The organism is Nocardia araoensis NBRC 100135 (genome assembly GCF_000308435.1).
GTDB lineage: Bacteria > Actinomycetota > Actinomycetes > Mycobacteriales > Mycobacteriaceae > Nocardia > Nocardia araoensis.
The window spans coordinates 30,092-47,630 of record NZ_BAFR01000212.1; the positions used below are offsets into that span (position 1 = coordinate 30,092).

General features: G+C 68.5%; 19 protein-coding genes. 8 read left to right on the forward strand and 11 right to left on the reverse strand.

Features of this window, described 5'->3' with window-relative positions; genetic code table 11:
• Window positions 1-48 precede the first annotated feature (48 nt).
• On the reverse strand, window positions 49-1,482 hold the full coding sequence (locus ON21_RS28440; protein WP_039802878.1) for an LLM class flavin-dependent oxidoreductase: 1,434 nt from the start codon (window positions 1,480-1,482) through the stop codon (window positions 49-51).
• Window positions 1,479-2,702, reverse strand: coding sequence for an acyl-CoA dehydrogenase family protein (locus ON21_RS28445; protein WP_039802880.1), 1,224 nt, complete (start codon window positions 2,700-2,702; stop codon window positions 1,479-1,481). The genes ON21_RS28440 and ON21_RS28445 overlap by 4 nt, the downstream gene beginning before the upstream one ends.
• A 129-nt stretch (window positions 2,703-2,831) precedes the next feature.
• On the opposite strand from ON21_RS28445, the gene ON21_RS28450 reads away from it, so the two are divergent.
• Window positions 2,832-3,134: a DUF1905 domain-containing protein gene (locus ON21_RS28450; protein ID WP_039802882.1), complete on the forward strand. Its 303-nt coding sequence runs from the start codon at window positions 2,832-2,834 to the stop codon at window positions 3,132-3,134.
• 16 nt (window positions 3,135-3,150) lie between these two features.
• On the opposite strand, the gene ON21_RS28455 is transcribed toward ON21_RS28450, so the two are convergent.
• The 5 genes from ON21_RS28455 to ON21_RS28475 form a co-directional block, all read right to left on the reverse strand.
• Window positions 3,151-3,783 (reverse strand): hypothetical protein, encoded by a 633-nt coding sequence (locus tag ON21_RS28455; RefSeq protein ID WP_157170993.1) that lies wholly within the window; start codon window positions 3,781-3,783, stop codon window positions 3,151-3,153.
• A 108-nt stretch (window positions 3,784-3,891) separates the two neighbouring features.
• On the reverse strand, window positions 3,892-4,221 hold the full coding sequence (locus ON21_RS28460) for a hypothetical protein (protein ID WP_245562771.1): 330 nt from the start codon (window positions 4,219-4,221) through the stop codon (window positions 3,892-3,894).
• Between the two features lie 137 nt (window positions 4,222-4,358).
• A complete protein-coding gene (locus ON21_RS28465) occupies window positions 4,359-5,336 on the reverse strand; it encodes a hypothetical protein (RefSeq protein WP_157170994.1) in 978 nt (325 codons plus the stop codon).
• A 203-nt stretch (window positions 5,337-5,539) separates the two neighbouring features.
• On the reverse strand, window positions 5,540-5,836 hold the full coding sequence (locus ON21_RS28470) for a hypothetical protein (protein WP_039802889.1): 297 nt from the start codon (window positions 5,834-5,836) through the stop codon (window positions 5,540-5,542).
• Entirely contained in the window at window positions 5,823-6,047 is a 225-nt protein-coding gene (locus ON21_RS28475; RefSeq protein WP_039802891.1) for a hypothetical protein, read from the reverse strand. Before ON21_RS28475 ends, ON21_RS28470 begins: the two co-directional genes overlap by 14 nt.
• 111 nt (window positions 6,048-6,158) lie before the next feature.
• Here ON21_RS28475 and ON21_RS28480 point away from each other — a divergent pair, with 111 nt between their 5' ends.
• A complete protein-coding gene (locus ON21_RS28480) occupies window positions 6,159-6,950 on the forward strand; it encodes an alpha/beta fold hydrolase (protein ID WP_039802893.1) in 792 nt (263 codons plus the stop codon).
• A gap of 13 nt (window positions 6,951-6,963) precedes the next feature.
• On the opposite strand, the gene ON21_RS28485 is transcribed toward ON21_RS28480, so the two are convergent.
• Genes ON21_RS28485 through ON21_RS28495 form a run of 3 tightly spaced genes read right to left on the reverse strand, consistent with a single transcriptional unit; the run spans window position 6,964 to window position 9,901 of the window.
• Window positions 6,964-7,626, reverse strand: coding sequence for a TetR/AcrR family transcriptional regulator (locus ON21_RS28485; RefSeq protein ID WP_051021430.1), 663 nt, complete (start codon window positions 7,624-7,626; stop codon window positions 6,964-6,966).
• Complete coding sequence (locus tag ON21_RS28490) at window positions 7,611-8,375, reverse strand: crotonase/enoyl-CoA hydratase family protein (protein WP_039802895.1); 765 nt, start codon at window positions 8,373-8,375, stop codon at window positions 7,611-7,613. The genes ON21_RS28485 and ON21_RS28490 overlap by 16 nt, the downstream gene beginning before the upstream one ends.
• A complete protein-coding gene (locus ON21_RS28495) occupies window positions 8,372-9,901 on the reverse strand; it encodes an acetyl-CoA acetyltransferase (RefSeq protein WP_039802897.1) in 1,530 nt (509 codons plus the stop codon). The genes ON21_RS28490 and ON21_RS28495 overlap by 4 nt, the downstream gene beginning before the upstream one ends.
• Window positions 9,902-10,018: 117 nt before the next feature.
• On the opposite strand from ON21_RS28495, the gene ON21_RS28500 reads away from it, so the two are divergent.
• The 4 genes from ON21_RS28500 (at window position 10,019) to ON21_RS28515 (ending at window position 14,086) form a co-directional block, all read left to right on the forward strand.
• The gene (locus tag ON21_RS28500) at window positions 10,019-10,774 is read left to right on the forward strand and encodes a crotonase/enoyl-CoA hydratase family protein (RefSeq protein ID WP_039802899.1); all 756 of its coding nucleotides are present in this window, start codon (window positions 10,019-10,021) and stop codon (window positions 10,772-10,774) included.
• A gap of 176 nt (window positions 10,775-10,950) precedes the next feature.
• On the forward strand, window positions 10,951-12,057 hold the full coding sequence (locus ON21_RS28505) for a glycoside hydrolase family 183 protein (protein ID WP_039802939.1): 1,107 nt from the start codon (window positions 10,951-10,953) through the stop codon (window positions 12,055-12,057).
• 96 nt (window positions 12,058-12,153) lie between these two features.
• Complete coding sequence (locus ON21_RS28510) at window positions 12,154-13,362, forward strand: erythromycin esterase family protein (RefSeq protein WP_039802901.1); 1,209 nt, start codon at window positions 12,154-12,156, stop codon at window positions 13,360-13,362.
• A 49-nt stretch (window positions 13,363-13,411) separates the two neighbouring features.
• On the forward strand, window positions 13,412-14,086 hold the full coding sequence (locus ON21_RS28515; RefSeq protein WP_039802903.1) for a class I SAM-dependent methyltransferase: 675 nt from the start codon (window positions 13,412-13,414) through the stop codon (window positions 14,084-14,086).
• A 4-nt stretch (window positions 14,087-14,090) separates the two neighbouring features.
• Here the strand turns inward: ON21_RS28515 and ON21_RS28520 are convergent, their stop codons facing one another.
• Window positions 14,091-14,681 (reverse strand): alpha/beta hydrolase family protein, encoded by a 591-nt coding sequence (locus tag ON21_RS28520; RefSeq protein ID WP_039802942.1) that lies wholly within the window; start codon window positions 14,679-14,681, stop codon window positions 14,091-14,093.
• A gap of 190 nt (window positions 14,682-14,871) precedes the next feature.
• On the opposite strand from ON21_RS28520, the gene ON21_RS28525 reads away from it, so the two are divergent.
• Both ON21_RS28525 and ON21_RS28530 read left to right on the forward strand, forming a co-directional pair.
• A complete protein-coding gene (locus tag ON21_RS28525; RefSeq protein ID WP_039802905.1) occupies window positions 14,872-15,264 on the forward strand; it encodes an Rv0313 family protein in 393 nt (130 codons plus the stop codon).
• Between the two features lie 319 nt (window positions 15,265-15,583).
• Window positions 15,584-17,419: an acyl-CoA dehydrogenase gene (locus tag ON21_RS28530; protein ID WP_039802907.1), complete on the forward strand. Its 1,836-nt coding sequence runs from the start codon at window positions 15,584-15,586 to the stop codon at window positions 17,417-17,419.
• Window positions 17,420-17,539 lie beyond the last annotated feature (120 nt).

A 17,539-nucleotide genomic window follows, 5' to 3' on the forward strand; every position in this document is an offset into this window, starting at 1 on the left:
AAGCCGGACGGCGCCGGGCCACGAAGGCTTCGGCGCCGTCCGAGCACATTACGAGTTCGCCTCGACCGTCGCTCCCGGCCGCGAAACAGTATCCGGCAGGGCCGTCGATCCCTGGCCGCCCAGCCGGTAGCTCGCGCCGCGATGGTCGGTGGGCAACCGGTCACCCGCGCCGAACAACGCGTTGCGCAGCGTGCCCGGCGTGTACTCCGGGGCGTACGCGCCTCGGGCGGTCAATACCGGGACCACGTGCCGGACGATGTCTTCGAACGTTCCCGGCGTGATCGCGTAGGCCAGGTTGAAGCCGTCCAGATCGGTTTCGGCGGCCCACTCCTGGAGCAGGTCGGCGACCGTTTCCCCGGAACCGACGAAAACCGGGCCCATGCCGCCGATGCCCGCCCACTTGCCGATGTCGCGCACGGTCCATTCCCGCCCGTCGTCATCGAATTCCTGGAACGCCGCCACCGCCGACTGGATCGCGTTGCTTTCGACCTGGCCGATCGGGTCGTCGAGGTCGTAGCGGGACAGGTCGATGCCCATCCAGCCGGACATGAACACCAACCCGCCCTCGACGCTCGCGTAGGACAGGTACTCCTCGTGTTTGCGCCGCGCCGCCTCGTCGGTCGCGTCGGTGACGATCGTCGCCAGTGCGTAGACGCGTGCCGCGTCACGGGCGCGGCCTGCCGCCTCCAGCGCGTCCCTGATCCGGGAAACGGTCTGCGCGAGCACGCGTTTCGACGGACCGGCGATGAAGATGGCCTCGGCGTTCTCGGCCGCGAACCGCACGCCGCGTGGCGACGCGCCCGCCTGGTAGATCACCGGCGTGCGTTGTGGCGACGGCTCCGACAGGTGGATGCCCGGCACGGCGTAGTGCGTGCCGTGATGACCGATGTGGTGCACTTTGGCCGGGTCCACGTAGACGCCCGCGGCCGCGTCGCGGACCACCGCGTCGTCCTCCCACGAGCCCTCCCACAGCTTGTACAGCACCTCGAGGTACTCGTCGGCCTGGTTGTAGCGCTCGTCGTGGTCGAGTTGGTCGGCCGCGCCGAAATTGCGCGCGGCGGAAGGCAGATAGCCGGTCACGACGTTCCAGCCGAGCCTGCCGTTGGTGAGATGGTCGAGCGTCGACAGCCGCCGCGCGAACGGGTACGGGTGCTCGAATCCGGTGCCGGTGGTGATGCCGAACCCGAGATGCTCGGTCACCGCGGCCATGGCGGAGACCAGCAGCAGCGGGTCGGCCACCGGGATCTGCGCGCCTTGGCGCAGCGCGGCGATGTCGTTGCCGCCGTAGACGTCATAGGTACCCAGGACGTCGGCGATGAAGATGCCGTCGAAGCGGCCGCGTTCCAGCAGCTTCGCCAGCTCGGTCCAGTAGCCCAGCTCCTTGTAACGGTGCGACTGGTCTTCGGGGTGTCGCCACAGGCCCGGGGACTGATGGGCGACGCAATTCATGTCGAAGGCGTTGAACCGGATCCGGCGGGTCACTGTGCGGCTCCGGCAGCCGGTGTGCGTTCGCCCGCGCTCCACGCGAACGGCAGATCAGCGCCGTTGAGCAGGTGGTCGCCGATCGCCCGCGCCTTCTGGATCGCCGGGTTGTGCACCGAGATGGTGCGGGCGTTGCGCCAGTGCCGATCCAATCGCAGCCGTTCGGAAACGACCGAAGCGCCGCCCACTTCGAACAACAACGAGGTCGCGGGCAGCACCAGATCGATGACGGCGAGCTGGGCCCGAGCCGCCGCGAGTTCGGCCGCCACCACCGCGCTCTCGTCCTTCGCGCCACCCGCGAGCACCCCGTCGAGCACGTCGGCGACGGCGAGCACGCTCGCTTCGGCGGCGAACGCGGCCGCCGACAGGCGTCCGATCACCTGCTGCACCAGTGGGTCGTGCCGCGGCAGGTCGGCGGCGGAATGCGTGTAGCCGCGGGTGCGCGCCGCGACCCACTCCCGGACGTCGCGCTCGGCGCGCTTGGCGATGCCCGCCAGCACCGCGAGCTGGACCAGTTGCAGGTAGGAGGTCGCGTAGGTCGGGCCAGGCGCGCCGTAGCCGGGGCCGAGAATGCGATCCTCGGTCACCACCACATCGGTGAATTCCGTTGTTCCGCTGGCCGTCAGCCGCTGGCCGAAGCCGTCCCAGTCGTCGTGCTGACGCACTCCCTCGGCATTCGCGTCCACCAGCACCCCGACGCGCTCACCGTTCCGGTCGGCGGCGGCCAGGATGTAGTCTGCGTACAGCGATCCCGTGCTGTAGTACTTCACACCGTTGAGCAGCCACCGCCCGCCGTCCTCGGTCAGCGTGGTGCGGTAGCGGTCCACCGCGCCGACACCGGGTTCGGTGATCGCGTTGCCCACCAGCGTGCCCTCGGCCACCGCGCGCAGCCACCGCTCCCGCTCGGGCCCCTGCTCCGCCAGCAGTTGATCCTCGACGAACGAGAAGTGCACCCGCAACGCCTGCGGCAGATTCGATTCCGCGGCGGCGAGCTCGATGAGCAGCCGGAACAGCTGCCGGACGGTGACGCCGTACCCGCCGAACTCGACCGGAACGCGCAGCGCGCCGAACTTCGCCGCGCGCAGCAGTCCGACCTCGTCGTAAGGCAGCGTGCGATCGATTTCTCGCGTCACGGCTCCCTGGGCGATCCGGTCGAAGATCGGGCCGAAGATCGCATCCAGTTCGGAATCGGTAGTGGATTTCGCCTCGGTGGTCGTCATCAGCCCACCATCGCGCAACCCGTCCGGTCACTCACGGTTTGCCATCAGCGCGATCGAAATAGTCGCTGCCGCCCGCGCCGTCGCGCTCGACGCGGTATCGGTGTCGGTGCCCACCGCTACAGTCGCGGCGTGACTGGTTCGCGGTACTCGTTCACGGCGGAAGTGTGGGAGCACCAGGGAGATGCCGCTTGGCATTTCGTGTCGCTACCCGAGGACGTGGCCGATGAGATCGAGGAACGGTACGCGCATCGTTCCGGCGGCTTCGGCGCGGTGCGGGTGCATGTGGTCGTCGGCGGCTCCCGATGGTCCACTTCGCTGTTTCCGGACAAGTCGCGAGCGACCTATGTCCTGCCGATGAAGAAGGCGGTGCGGGTCGCCGAGGGGCTCGAAGCCGGATCGGCCGCGCGGATAGAGCTCACCGTCGCGCTGTGACGGCGCCCGCGCACGTTCAGTATTCGACCGGGCGCCCCGCGAATCCCGCCGGAATACCGCGCCTGCTCGCACTGCGCTTGACCGCCACCACCACGAGCACGAGCACACCGAGCACGACGCCGCCGAAACCCAACGCGAGCGCACCGAGCAGCGTGCCGACGAACGAGGAGCCGAGACCCTGTCCGATGGCGACCGTCACCTCGGAACTACCTGCCGTGGTCACGCGATAGGCGCCCGGCTTCGCGGCATCGAACGAGAACCCGGCCCGTCCCTCGTGGCTACCGAAGGAATAGGTGACGGTCGCGTCGTACTTCCGCAACTCCGCATGCTTGCCGTCCGGATCGAGCACTCGCAGGTTGACCGTGCCGGCGGGGCCCCGGGACGACGCCCCGGAGTACTCGAGGTACACGGTGTAACCGCCGGACTCCGCCAAGTTCACCACCCCGGAGCCGGGCACCTTGACCCGCTGGAAGTCGTCGATCCGGCCCGAGGTCTGCAAGAAGCCGAACGCGCCGAGGATGATCCCGCCGAGGATGCCGATGCCGATCAGCGCGCCACCCAGCGCGAACCAGCGACCGGACGGGGTGATCGGTCGCGTCGCGGGTGATCCCACCGGGCTCGGCGATGTCGGGAAAGGCGGCTGTGACACGGTCGGATCCTCGGCTTCTGGTCGACACCCGCGTCGACGTAGCGACAGCGTACGGTCTGCCTCATCGCCTCGCTACGCGAATCGTGGACCGCCCCGGCGTGCCGGAACTCAGCGCGTCTGGGCCGCCGACATGCACTCGCTCGCGATGCGACCGCTGGCAGCGCGCGCCTTGTCCGCGTCCTCCTTGCTCATCCCCAGCGTTTCCTGGTTGGGAGACTTGGTGTCGTACTCGTCGCTGATCATGATCCGCAGTCCGGCCTGCGAGATGCCCTGGTCGACGAACACCTTCGCGGCGCATTCGGCCAATTGCTTGTTCTTGAGGCCCTTGTCCTGCAGTGACTTGGCGAGATCGGCCTGCGTCACCGTTGGCGCCGCCGTGTCCTTGTCGCTGCCGCATGCCGCGAGCACCGGCAGCGCGATCAGCGCCGCGGCGATCATGCAGATCCGCACCTGACTCCTCTTCCTCGACTGACCACTGTGGGTGGCGTGGCCACCATAATGCCGTCCGGCGTTCAGCGGTAGTCCGCAGTGACATGAGTGCGCCGAGAACGAGCGGCCCGGGACGGCGGTCGCGGTTACAACTCCACGAATCGGCCGGGCCGGGAAGTGCCGTCGGTGCCCTTTTCCGGCAGCACATAGAGCGACGCGCCGGAGGGATCCGGATCCCATGCGACGCCGCCGTGGACGTTCTTGTCCGGACGCGCCAACGGCAGGCCGGACTCATCGGTGGCATGCGTGACGGTTAGGCCGGTACCCCCGTACATCGGCACATCGACCCCGTGACCGCGCAGGCGCGCGCCGACGAGCCTGCCTGCGGTGCCTTGCTCGGCGGCGATACCGCAATTGTGGAACAGGATGTCTCCGCCACGAGACCGCAACAGCGACCAGAAGTCGGGGTTGGTGGCGAGAAAGTCCGCCATGACGTGCCCGTTGACGGCCACCTTCAGGTACTTCGGTTCTCCGGTGGGCTCTCGACCCACCTGGACGTTCCAAGTGAACTTGTGCTTGTTTCCGTGCCCGCGAATATGTATCGGCTTATCGTTCGGTCGATCGGGGTGGTACCACTGCGCACGCACGAGCGTTGTGTACTCGCGCTCGAACCACATGCCCTGTCCCTCCCAATCTCGAAGGGCGTCGTCGTTCGCCACCTCGTACTCTCGCTCGAGCCTGAGGTCGCGGGCCCTGGCCCAGGTGCTGTGCTGTGCGTGATCCGGGGGTTTCGAGTTGAACGACAGTCCGCTGGGCAGCCCTTCGACATCCCGCAGTATGTCGTAGGACACGGCATCGGAGCGAAACCACAGTCTGGGCTTGGGAATTTCGCCGCGCGCGATGCGCGCCCGCCGTTCGGCCTCCGGTACCCACTCGACACCGGGAAACCACAGGATGCGCTCGCCGCCGGCCCGATCGGCTTCGGCCAGAGCCCTGGCGCTTTCCCGGGCTCGCAACGCCGCTTCCCGCAGAAGATCGCCATAAGAGCGACTGGACGAGCAGATGTCTCGCGCGAGCCGAGAGGCGATGCGGCAGAAGGTTTCCGCAGGCGGGACCATCGACACGGCGCACCTCTCGAGATCTGCGGCTCTTACAAGGTGGGGTGCCACATTACCAGTGCTCGACAGCCGATCCACCGATGAGAACAGGGTCGGACGAACCGCTGGATCCGTTGTGCCCGAACCACCTCGGACCGCACACTCGCCTCACCCGGTACGAGGAAGTCACCTGTCGGGCGAGCACGTCGCGGCACCGGGCAGCAACTTCATTACAGGTCCATCGCAGCGCGCAAGGCGGTGTCGAGCCGTTCCAGCGTGTCGGTGTCCACCACGTCCACCCGCTCGGCCAGCCAACCGCGGAAGATACGCCCGATGTTCCCGGCATGCACCCAGCCGTATTTCTCCACCGGAACCGCGAGGATGTCGCGCGGATCGTCCTCGATCACCTCGGCCGCGATCAGCCAGGGGCGCGGCGATTCGTTGATGCCGTCGCTGCTGATGAGCACGACCGTTCGACGACGGGGCGAACCATGCGGGTTGTAGATCCACAGTTCACCCCGACGCACGCATCGCCTCCTCGGCGGCCGCCAGCTCGGCCGCGTCCGCGGCGGCCTCGGCGGTCACATCCGGCACCGGACCCACGCCGGTGCGCACGGCCTCCCGTCGCGCGGCCTTCGAGATCCAAGCCGACGGCGACATTCCCGCTCGGGCGGCCGCTTGTTCGGCATACGACCAAGCGGCTTCGTCCAGCGAAAGGGTGACCTTACGCGTTGCCATACCAATTATCCTACCGACACCGCGAGGGCCGGCACCAGCCCTCGGCGGCGACCGGCCGAACGGCCCGCGTGATACCAACTGATGACAGGTGACTGCTGTTAGGGTTGGCGCATGACGACGTTGCACCATCACCGCGTCGGCGCGGGCGACCCGCTCGTGCTGGTACACGGGGTCGGAAGCCGCTGGCAGGTGTGGGAGCCGATCATCGACACCCTGGCCGCGTCGTACGAAGTGATCGCCGTCGACCTGCCCGGATTCGGCGGTTCCACGCAGCCGCTTGCGCACAACACGGTGCCCAACCTCACCGACGCGCTCGCCGAATTCCTCGCCGCGCAGGGGATCGAACAACCGCATCTCGCGGGCAACTCCATGGGCGGGCTGATCACGCTGGAGTTGGGTTCGCGCGGACTGGCTCGCTCGGTGACCGCCTACTCCCCGATCGGGTTCTGGGACACCGCCGGTCGCATGTGGTGCCAGCAGTCGCTGGGCAAGTCACGGGCGCTGGCGCGCAGATTGCGCCCCGCCCTGCCGTCCGTCCTCGGTACGGCCGCGGGCCGGACCGTCTTCCTCTCACTGGTCTTCGGCAAACCATGGGCGCTGGACCCGAAGGTGGCGCTCGACACCGCCATCGGCGCGGCGGACGCGGCCGGATTCGACGAGGCGATCGCGTCGTTCACCGACGTCCGGCTGCCCGAAATGGGCGCGCTCGCCGACATTCCGGTGACCATCGCCTGGGGCAGCCGCGACATCCTGCTCACCTACGCGACCCAGAGCCGCAAGGCGCGCAGCGTGCTGCCGGACGCCGAGCACGTCACGCTGCACGGCAGCGGGCACACGCCGTTCTTCGACGACCCGGCCGGGTGCGCGCAAGTGCTGCTCGAGACGATCACCCGCAAGCGATAGGCGCTGGTCCGTCTCACTCCGCGGGCGGGTCGAGCAATGTGTCCGCGGGTGCCGTGCCCAGCAGGACCCGCACGGCATTACCCCACCGGTGCCGAAGGATCCGGTTGCGGGACAAGTCTCCGGTGAGCAGCACGCGCAGGGCCAGGCCGGTCATGATCTCGATGGTGAACTCGGTGATCGTCGGCACCCGGGGATCGTCAGGGAACTCGCGCCGGAAGCTGTCGCGAATGCTGGTGTGCATCAGTTCGAACAGTCGAACCTCCAGCGGCAGGAACGCCGCCCGCAGTTCCGGATCGGTCCGCGCGCCCACCCACATCTCCAGCGCCGCCCAGAACGACGGACCGCTGAGCATCCGCATGGTCAGCTCGACGGCCGTCTCCAGCCGGTCCGCATCATCCGGAATCGCCTCGAACTCGCTTGTGAGCTGGTCGAATCGGCGGCGGGCCACGTGCTCGACGGCACCGGCGAGCAGGTCGGCCCTGGTGGGGAAATAGTGCTGCAAAGTCCCGCGCGGCACCGCCGCCCGCTTCTGCACCTCGAGCGTGGTCGTGCCCGCGTAACCGACCTCGACCAGGCTCTCCACCGCCGCGTCCAGCAACCGCGTGCGCATGCGCTCCCTGCGCTGCGCCTGCGGCTGCCGGACGTGTCCCGGCCCGCCCGTCAGCGGCCCTGCCACTGGGGCTCGCGCTTCTGCGCGAACGCCAGCGCTCCTTCGGCGGCGTCCTTGGAAATCAGTGCGGGCAGTGCGATCTCGCCCTGCTTGGCGAATCCCTCCGCGACCGGCCAATCCGGCGACTCGTCGATGATGCGCTTGCTGGCGGCCACGGCGAGCGGTGCGGCGGCGACGATCTCGGCCGCGAGTTCGAGCGCCACCGACAGCGCCGCACCCGGATCGGTCACCCGGTTGACCAAGCCGAGCTGGTAGAGCCGCTCGGCCCCGATCCGACCTCCGGTGAGGGCGAGTTCGGCGGCGGTGCTGCGCGGCAGCCGCTGGGTCAGGCGCAGCACGCCGCCGCCCGCGGCCACCAGACCGCGCTTGACCTCGGGAATGCCGAACTGCGCGTCGCGCGCGGCGACGATGAGGTCGCCGGCGAGCGCCAGCTCGAAGCCACCGGCCAGCGCGAAGCCCTCGACCGCGGAGATCATCGGTTTCGCCGGGGGGTTCGCCGTGATGCCGAGCGGGCCGCGGCGCTGCGTCATCGGCATCTCGCCCTTCGAGGCGGCGACGAGATCCATTCCGGCGCTGAAGGTTCCGCCCGCGCCGGTGAGCACGAGCACGCGCGCCGCGGCGTCGGCTTCGAATTCGTCGACAGCGGCCTCGATGGCCTGCGCGGTGGCCAGGTTGACGGCGTTGCGCGCCTCGGGACGGTTGACCGTGAGCACGGTGATCGCGTCGCGCCGCTCGATCAGGACCGAGTCGTTCATCGGGCGCTCCTCTCGGTGAGCAGGGTGAACGTGTCCGCGGCGATCTCGGCGTCCGCGCCGAGCGGGTCGCCCGCGGTGAACGCCGCGAGGGTGTCGGCATCCGACGCCCGGACCAGTATGCGCGTGCCCGCCGGTGTCAGTGCGCTCACCACAACGGCTTCCGGCTCGTCGGCACGGTCCGGCGCGGAGCCCTTGCGGTAGGCGACGGTGTACGCCTCGACCGTGACCGGACCGGTGTACCCGGGCGCGGGTTCCCGCCGTGCCGCGGGCACCTCCGCCTCGATCGCGCGGAACAGCCGCTGCGGCGGCTCGGTCGAGTACAGCCCGACGCCGTGCTTGGTGCTGTACCAACCGAGCGCCGTCGCCAGCCCGTACGCGCCGGGGTCCGCGCGAAGGATGCCGGACAACGTCGCGATCGAGTGCGTCGTGTAGTTGTTCCCCGGCCCGCCCGCGAAGGTGAGGCCGCCGGTGACCGACAGCGGCCGGGCCGGATCGTCGATCGGAAGGCCGAGTTCCTCGGCGGCGATCTGCACCGCCACCGGGAAGCAGGAGTACAGGTCGACGTGCGCGACATCGTCTATCGCGATCCCCGCCGCGCCGAGCGCCGCCTTCCCCGCCGCGGCGATCGCGGGCGAGCGGGACATGTCCGCTCGCTCGGAGACGAACCACTCGTCGGTCGCGGTGGCGCCCGCATGCGGGAACACCCATCGGTCCCGCGGCACACCGGCGGCGTCCGCCGCCGCCGCGCTACACACGATGAGCCCCGCGCCCATATCCACGGTCAGGTTCGCGACCAGCAGCTTCGGATAGGGCGTCGACACCATCCGGTTGGCGGGAGCGGGCGTCACGAGTTCGGCGGCGGTCTGCGCGGCGGGCTGCCACGCGTACGGATTGCGCGCCGCGATCTCCGACAGTCGCGACCACAGTCCGCCGATCCGCTCGCGGTGCGCGGCCTCGCTCGCCCCGAGCCTGCGGCGCAACGCCGTCTCCATGAGCGCGTAGAAGTACACCGGGCCCCACAGGCCGGCGGCTGTCTCCATGTCGGAGTTCGGCCCGCGATCGGAGCCGACGATCTCGTCGGGAGTCACGTCCTCCGGCTGCTCCGGCCAGTCCACCGGCGTACCCGACCGGGTGGCCGCGTTCCCGGAGTACACCGCTTCTGCGCCGGTGAGCAGGGCGACATCCGAGCGGCCGTCGGCGATCGCCTGCGCGACGACGTTGAGCAGCCGCTGCGGAGCGTCGCCGCCGAAGCGCACCGACTGCACGGTCCTTCTCGGGCTGACGCCCAGATCGGCCGCGACCAGTGCGCCCAGGTCGCCGTACGGGCGGCTGACCGGAGCGACGGCGGCGATCAGGTCGGTCGAGCGCAGCAACCGGTCGCCGACGCCGCTGTCGGCGCCGGCGCGGCGCAGCGATTCGGCGGCGAGTTCGACCGGGCCGGGCAGACCCGGCTCCCCCGGTCGGTGTACGACCTGCCCGGCGCCGACGAGCACCGGCGTCCTCGGGTCCATTCCGGCTGGCAGCATGCGTCCTCCGCTCCAGAACCGTCAGCATTGACGGTAACTCGAGTCCGATTAGAACAGAGCCAACGCACCGCGGCAATAGCGCGCGCCACCTAACTGACCCGTGAGTAAGATTCGAGAATGGGCACCGACATCGCCGTACGGTTCGACGGCCACCGCGCGTACGTCACACTGGACCGGCCGGACAAACACAACGGCCTGACCATCGACATGCTCCACGAGCTGGTTGCCAGCGCGAAGCTAGTGGCCCGAAACGGTGATGTTCGAGCGGTCATCCTGTCCGGCAACGGACCCAGCTTCAGCAGCGGGCTGGATATTGCCGCAGCAATCAGCAATCCACTGGCAATCATTCGGAACTTCGTGCCGCACCCCTGGCGCGGCACCAACGCCTTTCAAGAGGCGTGCTGGGCTTGGCGCCGCCTGCCCGTGCCGGTGATCGCCGCGGTGCACGGGCGCTGCTACGGCGGCGGACTTCAGCTCGCGCTCGCCGCGGACGTCCGCTTCGCCGCCCCCGACGCCGAGTTCTCCGTCATGGAGGCCAAGCACGGCCTGGTCCCGGACATGACCGGCGCGGCAACGCTGTCCAGACTGATCGGCATCGACAAAGCCCTTCTGCTCACGATGACCGCCGACCTCGTCGACGCGGACTACGCCGCGCGGATCGGCTTGGTCACCGAGCTGACGCCGGACCCCGTCGCGGAGGCCGAGAAACTCGCCGACCGCCTCGCGACGCGATCGCCGCATGCGGTCACCTCCGCCAAACGACTCTTCGAGAAGTCGTGGTCAGCATCCACCCGGCGAACCCTCGCCATCGAGCGCGCGACCCAACTTCCCCTGATCCTCCGCAAGGCACTCAGCGGGCCTGCCGGAAGATAGCTGTAAATTTGCTATTCTGCTCGGAACTCTCCGCGCGACCGGTTGACGCTGCTACCATTTGCACGATTTGCCAGCCAGTCGACTAGTGGTGCGCGGCACACTGCGAAGGGTCTGTGTATCGCGGGACGACCGTGTTTCGCACCGCTCTCGGGAAGAAACCGGAGGGCTCACAGGCAGTGATCAAAACCGTATCCTTCCTACTCTCGGCGCTTGCGGGCGCCTCGGCCCTGCTCTTCACGGCGACCACCCCCGCCATCGCGAACCCGAACGCCATCAATCCGATCCCGGTGCTCAACGGCTCGACCGGACTGCCGAATCTGCTCGGCCGCACCAAGGCGGTCTTCCAGGTCACCGGTATGGCCAGCCCGAACAACACTCAGAGCTACAACGTCCTCGGCACCGATCTCGGCATCATGTGGGACAACGGGCACGGCGAAATGCTCACGGCGTTCGGCGACACCGCGGGCGTCGGTTTCCCGAATCTGCTCGCGGGCAGCATGTGGGCCTGGCGCAGCAATATCCTGGTACGCAGCCACACCACCGATCCGGCCGAGGGCATCTATTTCGACAGCGTGGTGCGCGACGTGTTCGGTCAGGCGCGCGATCTGATCGCCAGCCCGAAGATTCCCTTCCTCGAGATCAGCCGGATTCCCACCGCGGGCATCGCCGTCGACGGCGTGCAGTACATGAGCCTGATGTCGGTGAAGACCTGGGACGACGTCGGCCAGTGGAGCACCAACTTCTCCGGCCTCGCCGTCTCGGGGGACAACGGCGAGACGTGGGCCGAACTGCCGGAAACACGGCGGAACAACGAGGGCGGGAACGCCAACTTCCAGATGAACGCCTTTCTCGCCGACGGCGGATACATCTACGAATACGGCACGCGATCCGGGCGCAATCACACCGCGCACGTCGCCCGCGTGCGCGCGCACGACATCGGGAATCTCGCCGAATACGAATACTGGGACGGCCGAGCGTGGCGGAAGAACGACGTGGATGCCGCCGCCCCCATCATGTTCGGCGTCGGCGAGCTTTCGGTGATGTACAACGAGTATCTGGGGCAATACATTTCGCTGACCACCGACCGATTCAATTCCGTGGTGATGCGGCGCGCACCCGCCCCGGCCGGCCCGTGGAGCGAGCCCGAGGTGCTGATCGACACCCGCGAACTGCCCACCGCCTACGCACCCTCGATCTTCCCGTATCAGACCGGGCGCGACCTGTACTTCCTCACGACCGTGCACAGCCAGTACAACGTCCTTTTGATGCGCACGACGCTGTGACCGGGAACGCGGCGATCCGACGCGGCACTTGACCTCAACAATGGTTCATGTATGAGGCTGCACCGCGTTGGATCGTTCACGTTTCCGGGAGGCACCATGCTCAGCACCACCGTCGACGTTCGCGCCTGGTTGCGCGACAACGCCGTCGCGATCGAAAGCTCCGATCCGGACTCGCCCGGCACGGAACTCGACGCCTTGATCGCGCGGCTCGCCGCCGCCACGGTGGTCGGGCTCGGTGAGTCGACGCGGTTCTCCCGGCAGACCTTCGGTGTGCGCGAGCGGCTGCTGCGCGGGCTGGTCGAACGGCACGGCTTCCGGGCACTGGCCATCCAGGACAGCGCGCGTTCCGGCGAACGCTGGGACCGGTTCGTCACCGCGGGCGCGAGCGACCCCGAGACGGTGCTCGCCGGCGCCTGGCGCCCTTGGCGCACCGAGGAATCGGCGGCCACGCTGCGGTGGATCCGCGCGTACAACGTGGCGCATCCGAACGACCCGGTGCGGATCTTCGGCGTCGAACCGCCCCGGGCCGAGCCGAGCGACTACGACGCGGTGCTCGCCTACGTGCGCGACGCGGCTCCCGATCGGTTCGCCGCGATCGAGGCGCACCTGGCGCCGATCCGCACCGCGCACCAGGTCGACGAGCACGTCCAACGTCATCAGGGCACCCACCCCGGCCGCCCGTTCGCGGAGCACGCCGAAGACGCCCTCGCGCTGCTCGCGGATTTGCCGGACACCGGCGAGCGCGCGGCGGCGCTCGCCCACGCCCGCCTGATCCTCGACTTCCACTGGCAGAGCGTCGCGAGCCAAGGGTTCGCCCGTGACGAACGGCCGGCCGCCGAAAGGGTGCTGGAATGGCAGCGCTCGACCGGCGCCAAGATCGTCTATTGGGACGGCCTCGCGCACACCACCAGCCTTCCGATCGTTTTCGGGACGGCCGAATTCCGTGGCGCCGGAAGCCATTTGCGCGCTGAACTGGGGGAAGGATACGTATCCATCGCCATCGGCTTCCATCACGGCGACTTGGGCGCGGCCGTGGCGCCCGACCCGCAGCCGGACCTGGTCGATGCCGCGCTCGGCGCGGTCGACTTGCCCGCCTACTACGTGGACCTGCACAGCGCGGCACCGGAACCGGTACGCGATCGGCTGACCGGCCCGGCGAAACTGCGCACGATCAGCGGCGTCTACGACCCGGCCGCCGACGCCACGGCGAACATCCGGTTGTCGTCGCTCACCGAGGCGTTCGACGTGCTGATCCACTTCCGCGAGACCACGCCGGTGCATTGGCTCCCGCAGGTATCGGACTGACTCGGGCAACCCGACCGGTCACGCGCCGCGCGATCAATAGACTCGAAATATGGATGCGGCCGACTGGGACGAGCGCTACGCGCAAACGGAATTGGTCTGGGGCGCACCGCCGAACAACACCGTGGTGGAGCACGTCTACGGGTTGGAACGCCGTGCGCCCCTCCAAGCCGCCACACCCGAGGGCGATGCACCGGAGTTCCCGCGCGCACTCGACTTGGCGTGCGGTGAGGGTCGCAACACCCTGTGGCTCGCGACGCACGGGTGGCAGGTGCATGCCGTCGACTATTCCCAAGTCGGTATCGACAAAGGCCGCACCGTCGCATCGCGGCTGTCCCGTTCGGTCCGCGGTCGCATCACCTGGCAATGCGCCGATGTCACCCATCTGGACGAGGCGGGGATCACCGGCCCGTTCGAGCTGGTCTTGATGGTCTTTGTGCACCTGCCCGCCGAACAGCGCCGCGCGCTGGTCCGCAAGGCGGCCGGGCTGCTGGCTCCGGAAGGCACCCTGCTCGTGCTCGGCCACGACACCACCAACATCACCGACGGCTGCGGCGGGCCGCAGGATCCGGCCATCCTGTTCACCCCTGACGACATCGTCGCCGACCTCGGCCCCTTGGCGGCGGCGAGCGAGGTGCGCGTGCGCATCGCCGACCGTGTCTATCGGCCCACTGAAATGGGCGACGCCATCGACGCGCTGGTCATCGCCACCCGACCGGCCGAATAGGGGTTCAGGACCAGCGCTCCAGCCACGGGGTCACGGTCTCGGCGATCACGTCGAACCCGGCGCGGAAGGCGTGCGGCTGTCCCGGAACGACGCGGACTTCGGCGGCGTCGGCGGGATCGGGAATGCCGAACGGGTCGTTGGCCCCGTTGACGACCACCACTTCGATGTCACCGGGCGCGAGCAGCTCGTCCCGGCGCGAGTTCTCCGGCTTCCCCGGCGGATGCAGCGGGAACGAGAGGGCGAGAACGCCACGGACCCGTGCCGCGACGGCGGTACGGCAAGCCACCCGCGCCCCGTTGCTGCGCCCACCCTGGATCAGCGGGATGCGCTTACGCCCGCGCAATCGCGCGACGATCTCCAGCCAAGCCTCGTCCTGCTTGACCGCCGATCCCGGCGCCCGCCGCCCGGCAACCCGATACGGCTGCACCACCCGCGCGACTCCACCGCCCAGTCGCAATGCGGCGTCACGCACCGCGAGCAGGTCCTCGGCCTCGATCCCGCCGCCCGCGCCATGCGTGAGCAGCAGCAGGAACGCGGGCCTGCGCGGCTGTTCGAGTTCGACCTCAGCGGGGCCGGCACTGGTCTCGATGAGCATCGTGTTCATTGTGCAGCGACTTCACCCGCCGCGCGTTCGCGACCCTCTTACGGTCGGCGACCTTTGCCAACCACCGGTGCGATCGCCCGGAAGCGTGCCTGCGTCGCGGACGGGGAGATCGGCGTGGCGAAGCCCGCGTTTCGCGAGGACACTGAGGACGTAGCGCCCAACTCGTCCTCAGGAGCATGCGATGCCAGACAACGGGCCTTTCGGAATCGATCCGGAAGATTTCGAACGCGCACTGCGCGGGGCGGGAACCGAACTGCGCGACCTGCTCGGGAAAGCAGGCGTCTACCTGGATCGCCTCGATCACGCGAGCTTCGGTTCACTGGCGTCGCTGCTCGGCCAGTTCGTCCAACCGGAACGGCCACGTCCACCGAAAACCGAGGGCGAGATCACCGGCGAGACCGGCAGCGGGGTGTGGGTGATCTACAGCATCGATGACAGCGGCGAGGCCAGGGTCGACCAGGTCTTCCCGAGCGAGCTCGAGGCCTTGCGCGCGCATCGCGACAACACCGACGATCGCCGTCGAGTGCGATTCCTGCCCTACGGGGTTCCCGCGAGTGTGTTGGATGCGCCCTGACGGCGCCGCCACACTCCACCATCAGCTAGCGGAATTCGATCGGCCGTGCGTACCCACGGCCGCCCTACCTCTGCGTCTGCTCTCTGATGTGTGAGCCGCACCGGCAGCTTGCTCGACGGAGCGCAACCATCAAACACTGTAAAACGCGTCACATTGCCTGCTCATCTCTTTGCGCAGTCATTACCGGCCGGTAATATGTTTCATAAGTTACCCGCGAGTAGCATGCGGAAAACCGGCACGACTACCCGGTGGAGCGAACAACGGGCGGGAACGGCAACCATACCGACCGCACCAACTCAACGGAGAGTGAGTACTGACAATGGGTCACTACAAGAGCAACGTCCGCGACCTGGAGTTCAACCTCTTCGAGGTTCTCGGCCTCGGGTCGATCCTGGACAGCGGCGCCTACGGCGATCTCGACACCGACACGGTGAAGGAGATGCTCAACGAGGTGCGTCGCCTGGCCGAAGGTCCGCTCGGTGAGTCGTTCGCCGACGCCGACCGCAACCCGCCGGTCTTCGACCCCCAGAACCACACGGTCACGCTGCCGGAGTCGTTCAAGAAGAGCTACCGCACCCTGCAGGACGGCGGCTGGGACAAGCTGGGCATCGCCGAGGAGCTCGGCGGCCTGCCGATCCCGCGCGCTGCCTACTGGGCCATCGCCGAGCTGATCCTGGGCGCGCAGCCCGCCGCCTTCATGTACGCCGCTGGCCCCGGCTTCGCGAACATCTTCTACAACAACGCCACCGACGAGCAGAAGAAGTGGGCGCAGATCGCCGCCGACCAGGGCTGGGGCGCCACCATGGTGCTGACCGAGCCGGACGCCGGTTCCGACGTCGGCGCGGGTCGCACCAAGGCGATCAAGCAGGAGGACGGCTCCTGGCACATCGAGGGCGTCAAGCGGTTCATCACCTCGGCCGACTCCGACGACCTGTTCCCGAACATCATGCACCTGGTGCTGGCCCGTCCCGAGGGCGCCGGACCGGGCACCAAGGGCCTGTCGCTGTTCTTCGTACCGAAGTTCCACTTCGATCACGAGACCGGTGAGCTGGGCGAGCGCAACGGTGTGTTCGTCACCAATGTCGAGCACAAGATGGGCTTGAAGGTTTCGGCCACCTGTGAGGTCACCTTCGGCGGCCACGGCATCCCGGCCAAGGGCTGGCTGGTCGGCGAGGTGCACAACGGCATCGCCCAGATGTTCGATGTCATCGAGCACGCCCGCATGATGGTGGGCACCAAGGCCATCGCGACCCTGTCGACCGGTTACCTGAACGCGCGGGACTACGCCAAGGAGCGGGTCCAGGGCGCCGACCTGACCAAGATGACCGACAAGGCCGCGCCGCGCGTGACCATCACCCACCACCCGGACGTGCGTCGCTCGCTGGCCACCCAGAAGGCGTACGCCGAGGGCCTGCGCGCGGTGTACCTGTACACCGCCGCTCACCAGAACGCCGATGTGGCCCAGCTGGTTTCGGGTGCGGACGCCGACCTGGCCGCGCGGGTCAACGACCTGCTGCTGCCGATCGTCAAGGGCGTGGGTTCGGAGCGGGCCTACCAGTACCTGACCGAGTCGCTGCAGACGCTGGGTGGTTCGGGCTTCCTGCAGGACTACCCGATCGAGCAGTACATCCGGGACGCGAAGATCGACTCGCTGTACGAGGGCACCACCGCCATCCAGGCGCAGGACTTCTTCTTCCGCAAGATCGCCCGTGACCGCGGTGTCGCGCTGGCGCACGTGGCCGGTCAGGTGCAGAAGTTCATCGACGCCGAGGCAGGCAACGGCCGGCTGAAGGGCGAGCGCAAGCTGCTGGCCACCGCGCTGGAGGACGTGCAGGCCATGGCCGCCACGCTCACCGGCCACCTGATGGGCGCCCAGGAGCAGCCGAGCGAGCTGTACAAGGTCGGCCTGGGTTCGGTGCGCTTCCTGCTCTCGGTCGGTGACCTGCTCATCGGCTGGCAGCTGCTGCGTCAGGCCGAGGTCGCCATCGCGGCCCTCGACAACGGCGCGACCGGCGCCGACGAGGCGTTCTACAACGGCAAGATCGCGGTCGCGCAGTTCTTCGCCCGCAACATCCTGCCGGAGCTGACCGCCACCCGCGCGGTGCTGTCCAACTTGGACAACGACATCATGGAGCTGGACGAAGCCGCGTTCTGACGCTCGCCCCACCGCAACGGCACAACGGCCCGGAGATCTTCTCCGGGCCGTTGTCGTCTACATTTGTCGATTCGTGACGTTCGATCACCGCTCGACGCCGATCCTCTCCGGTAGATTGCG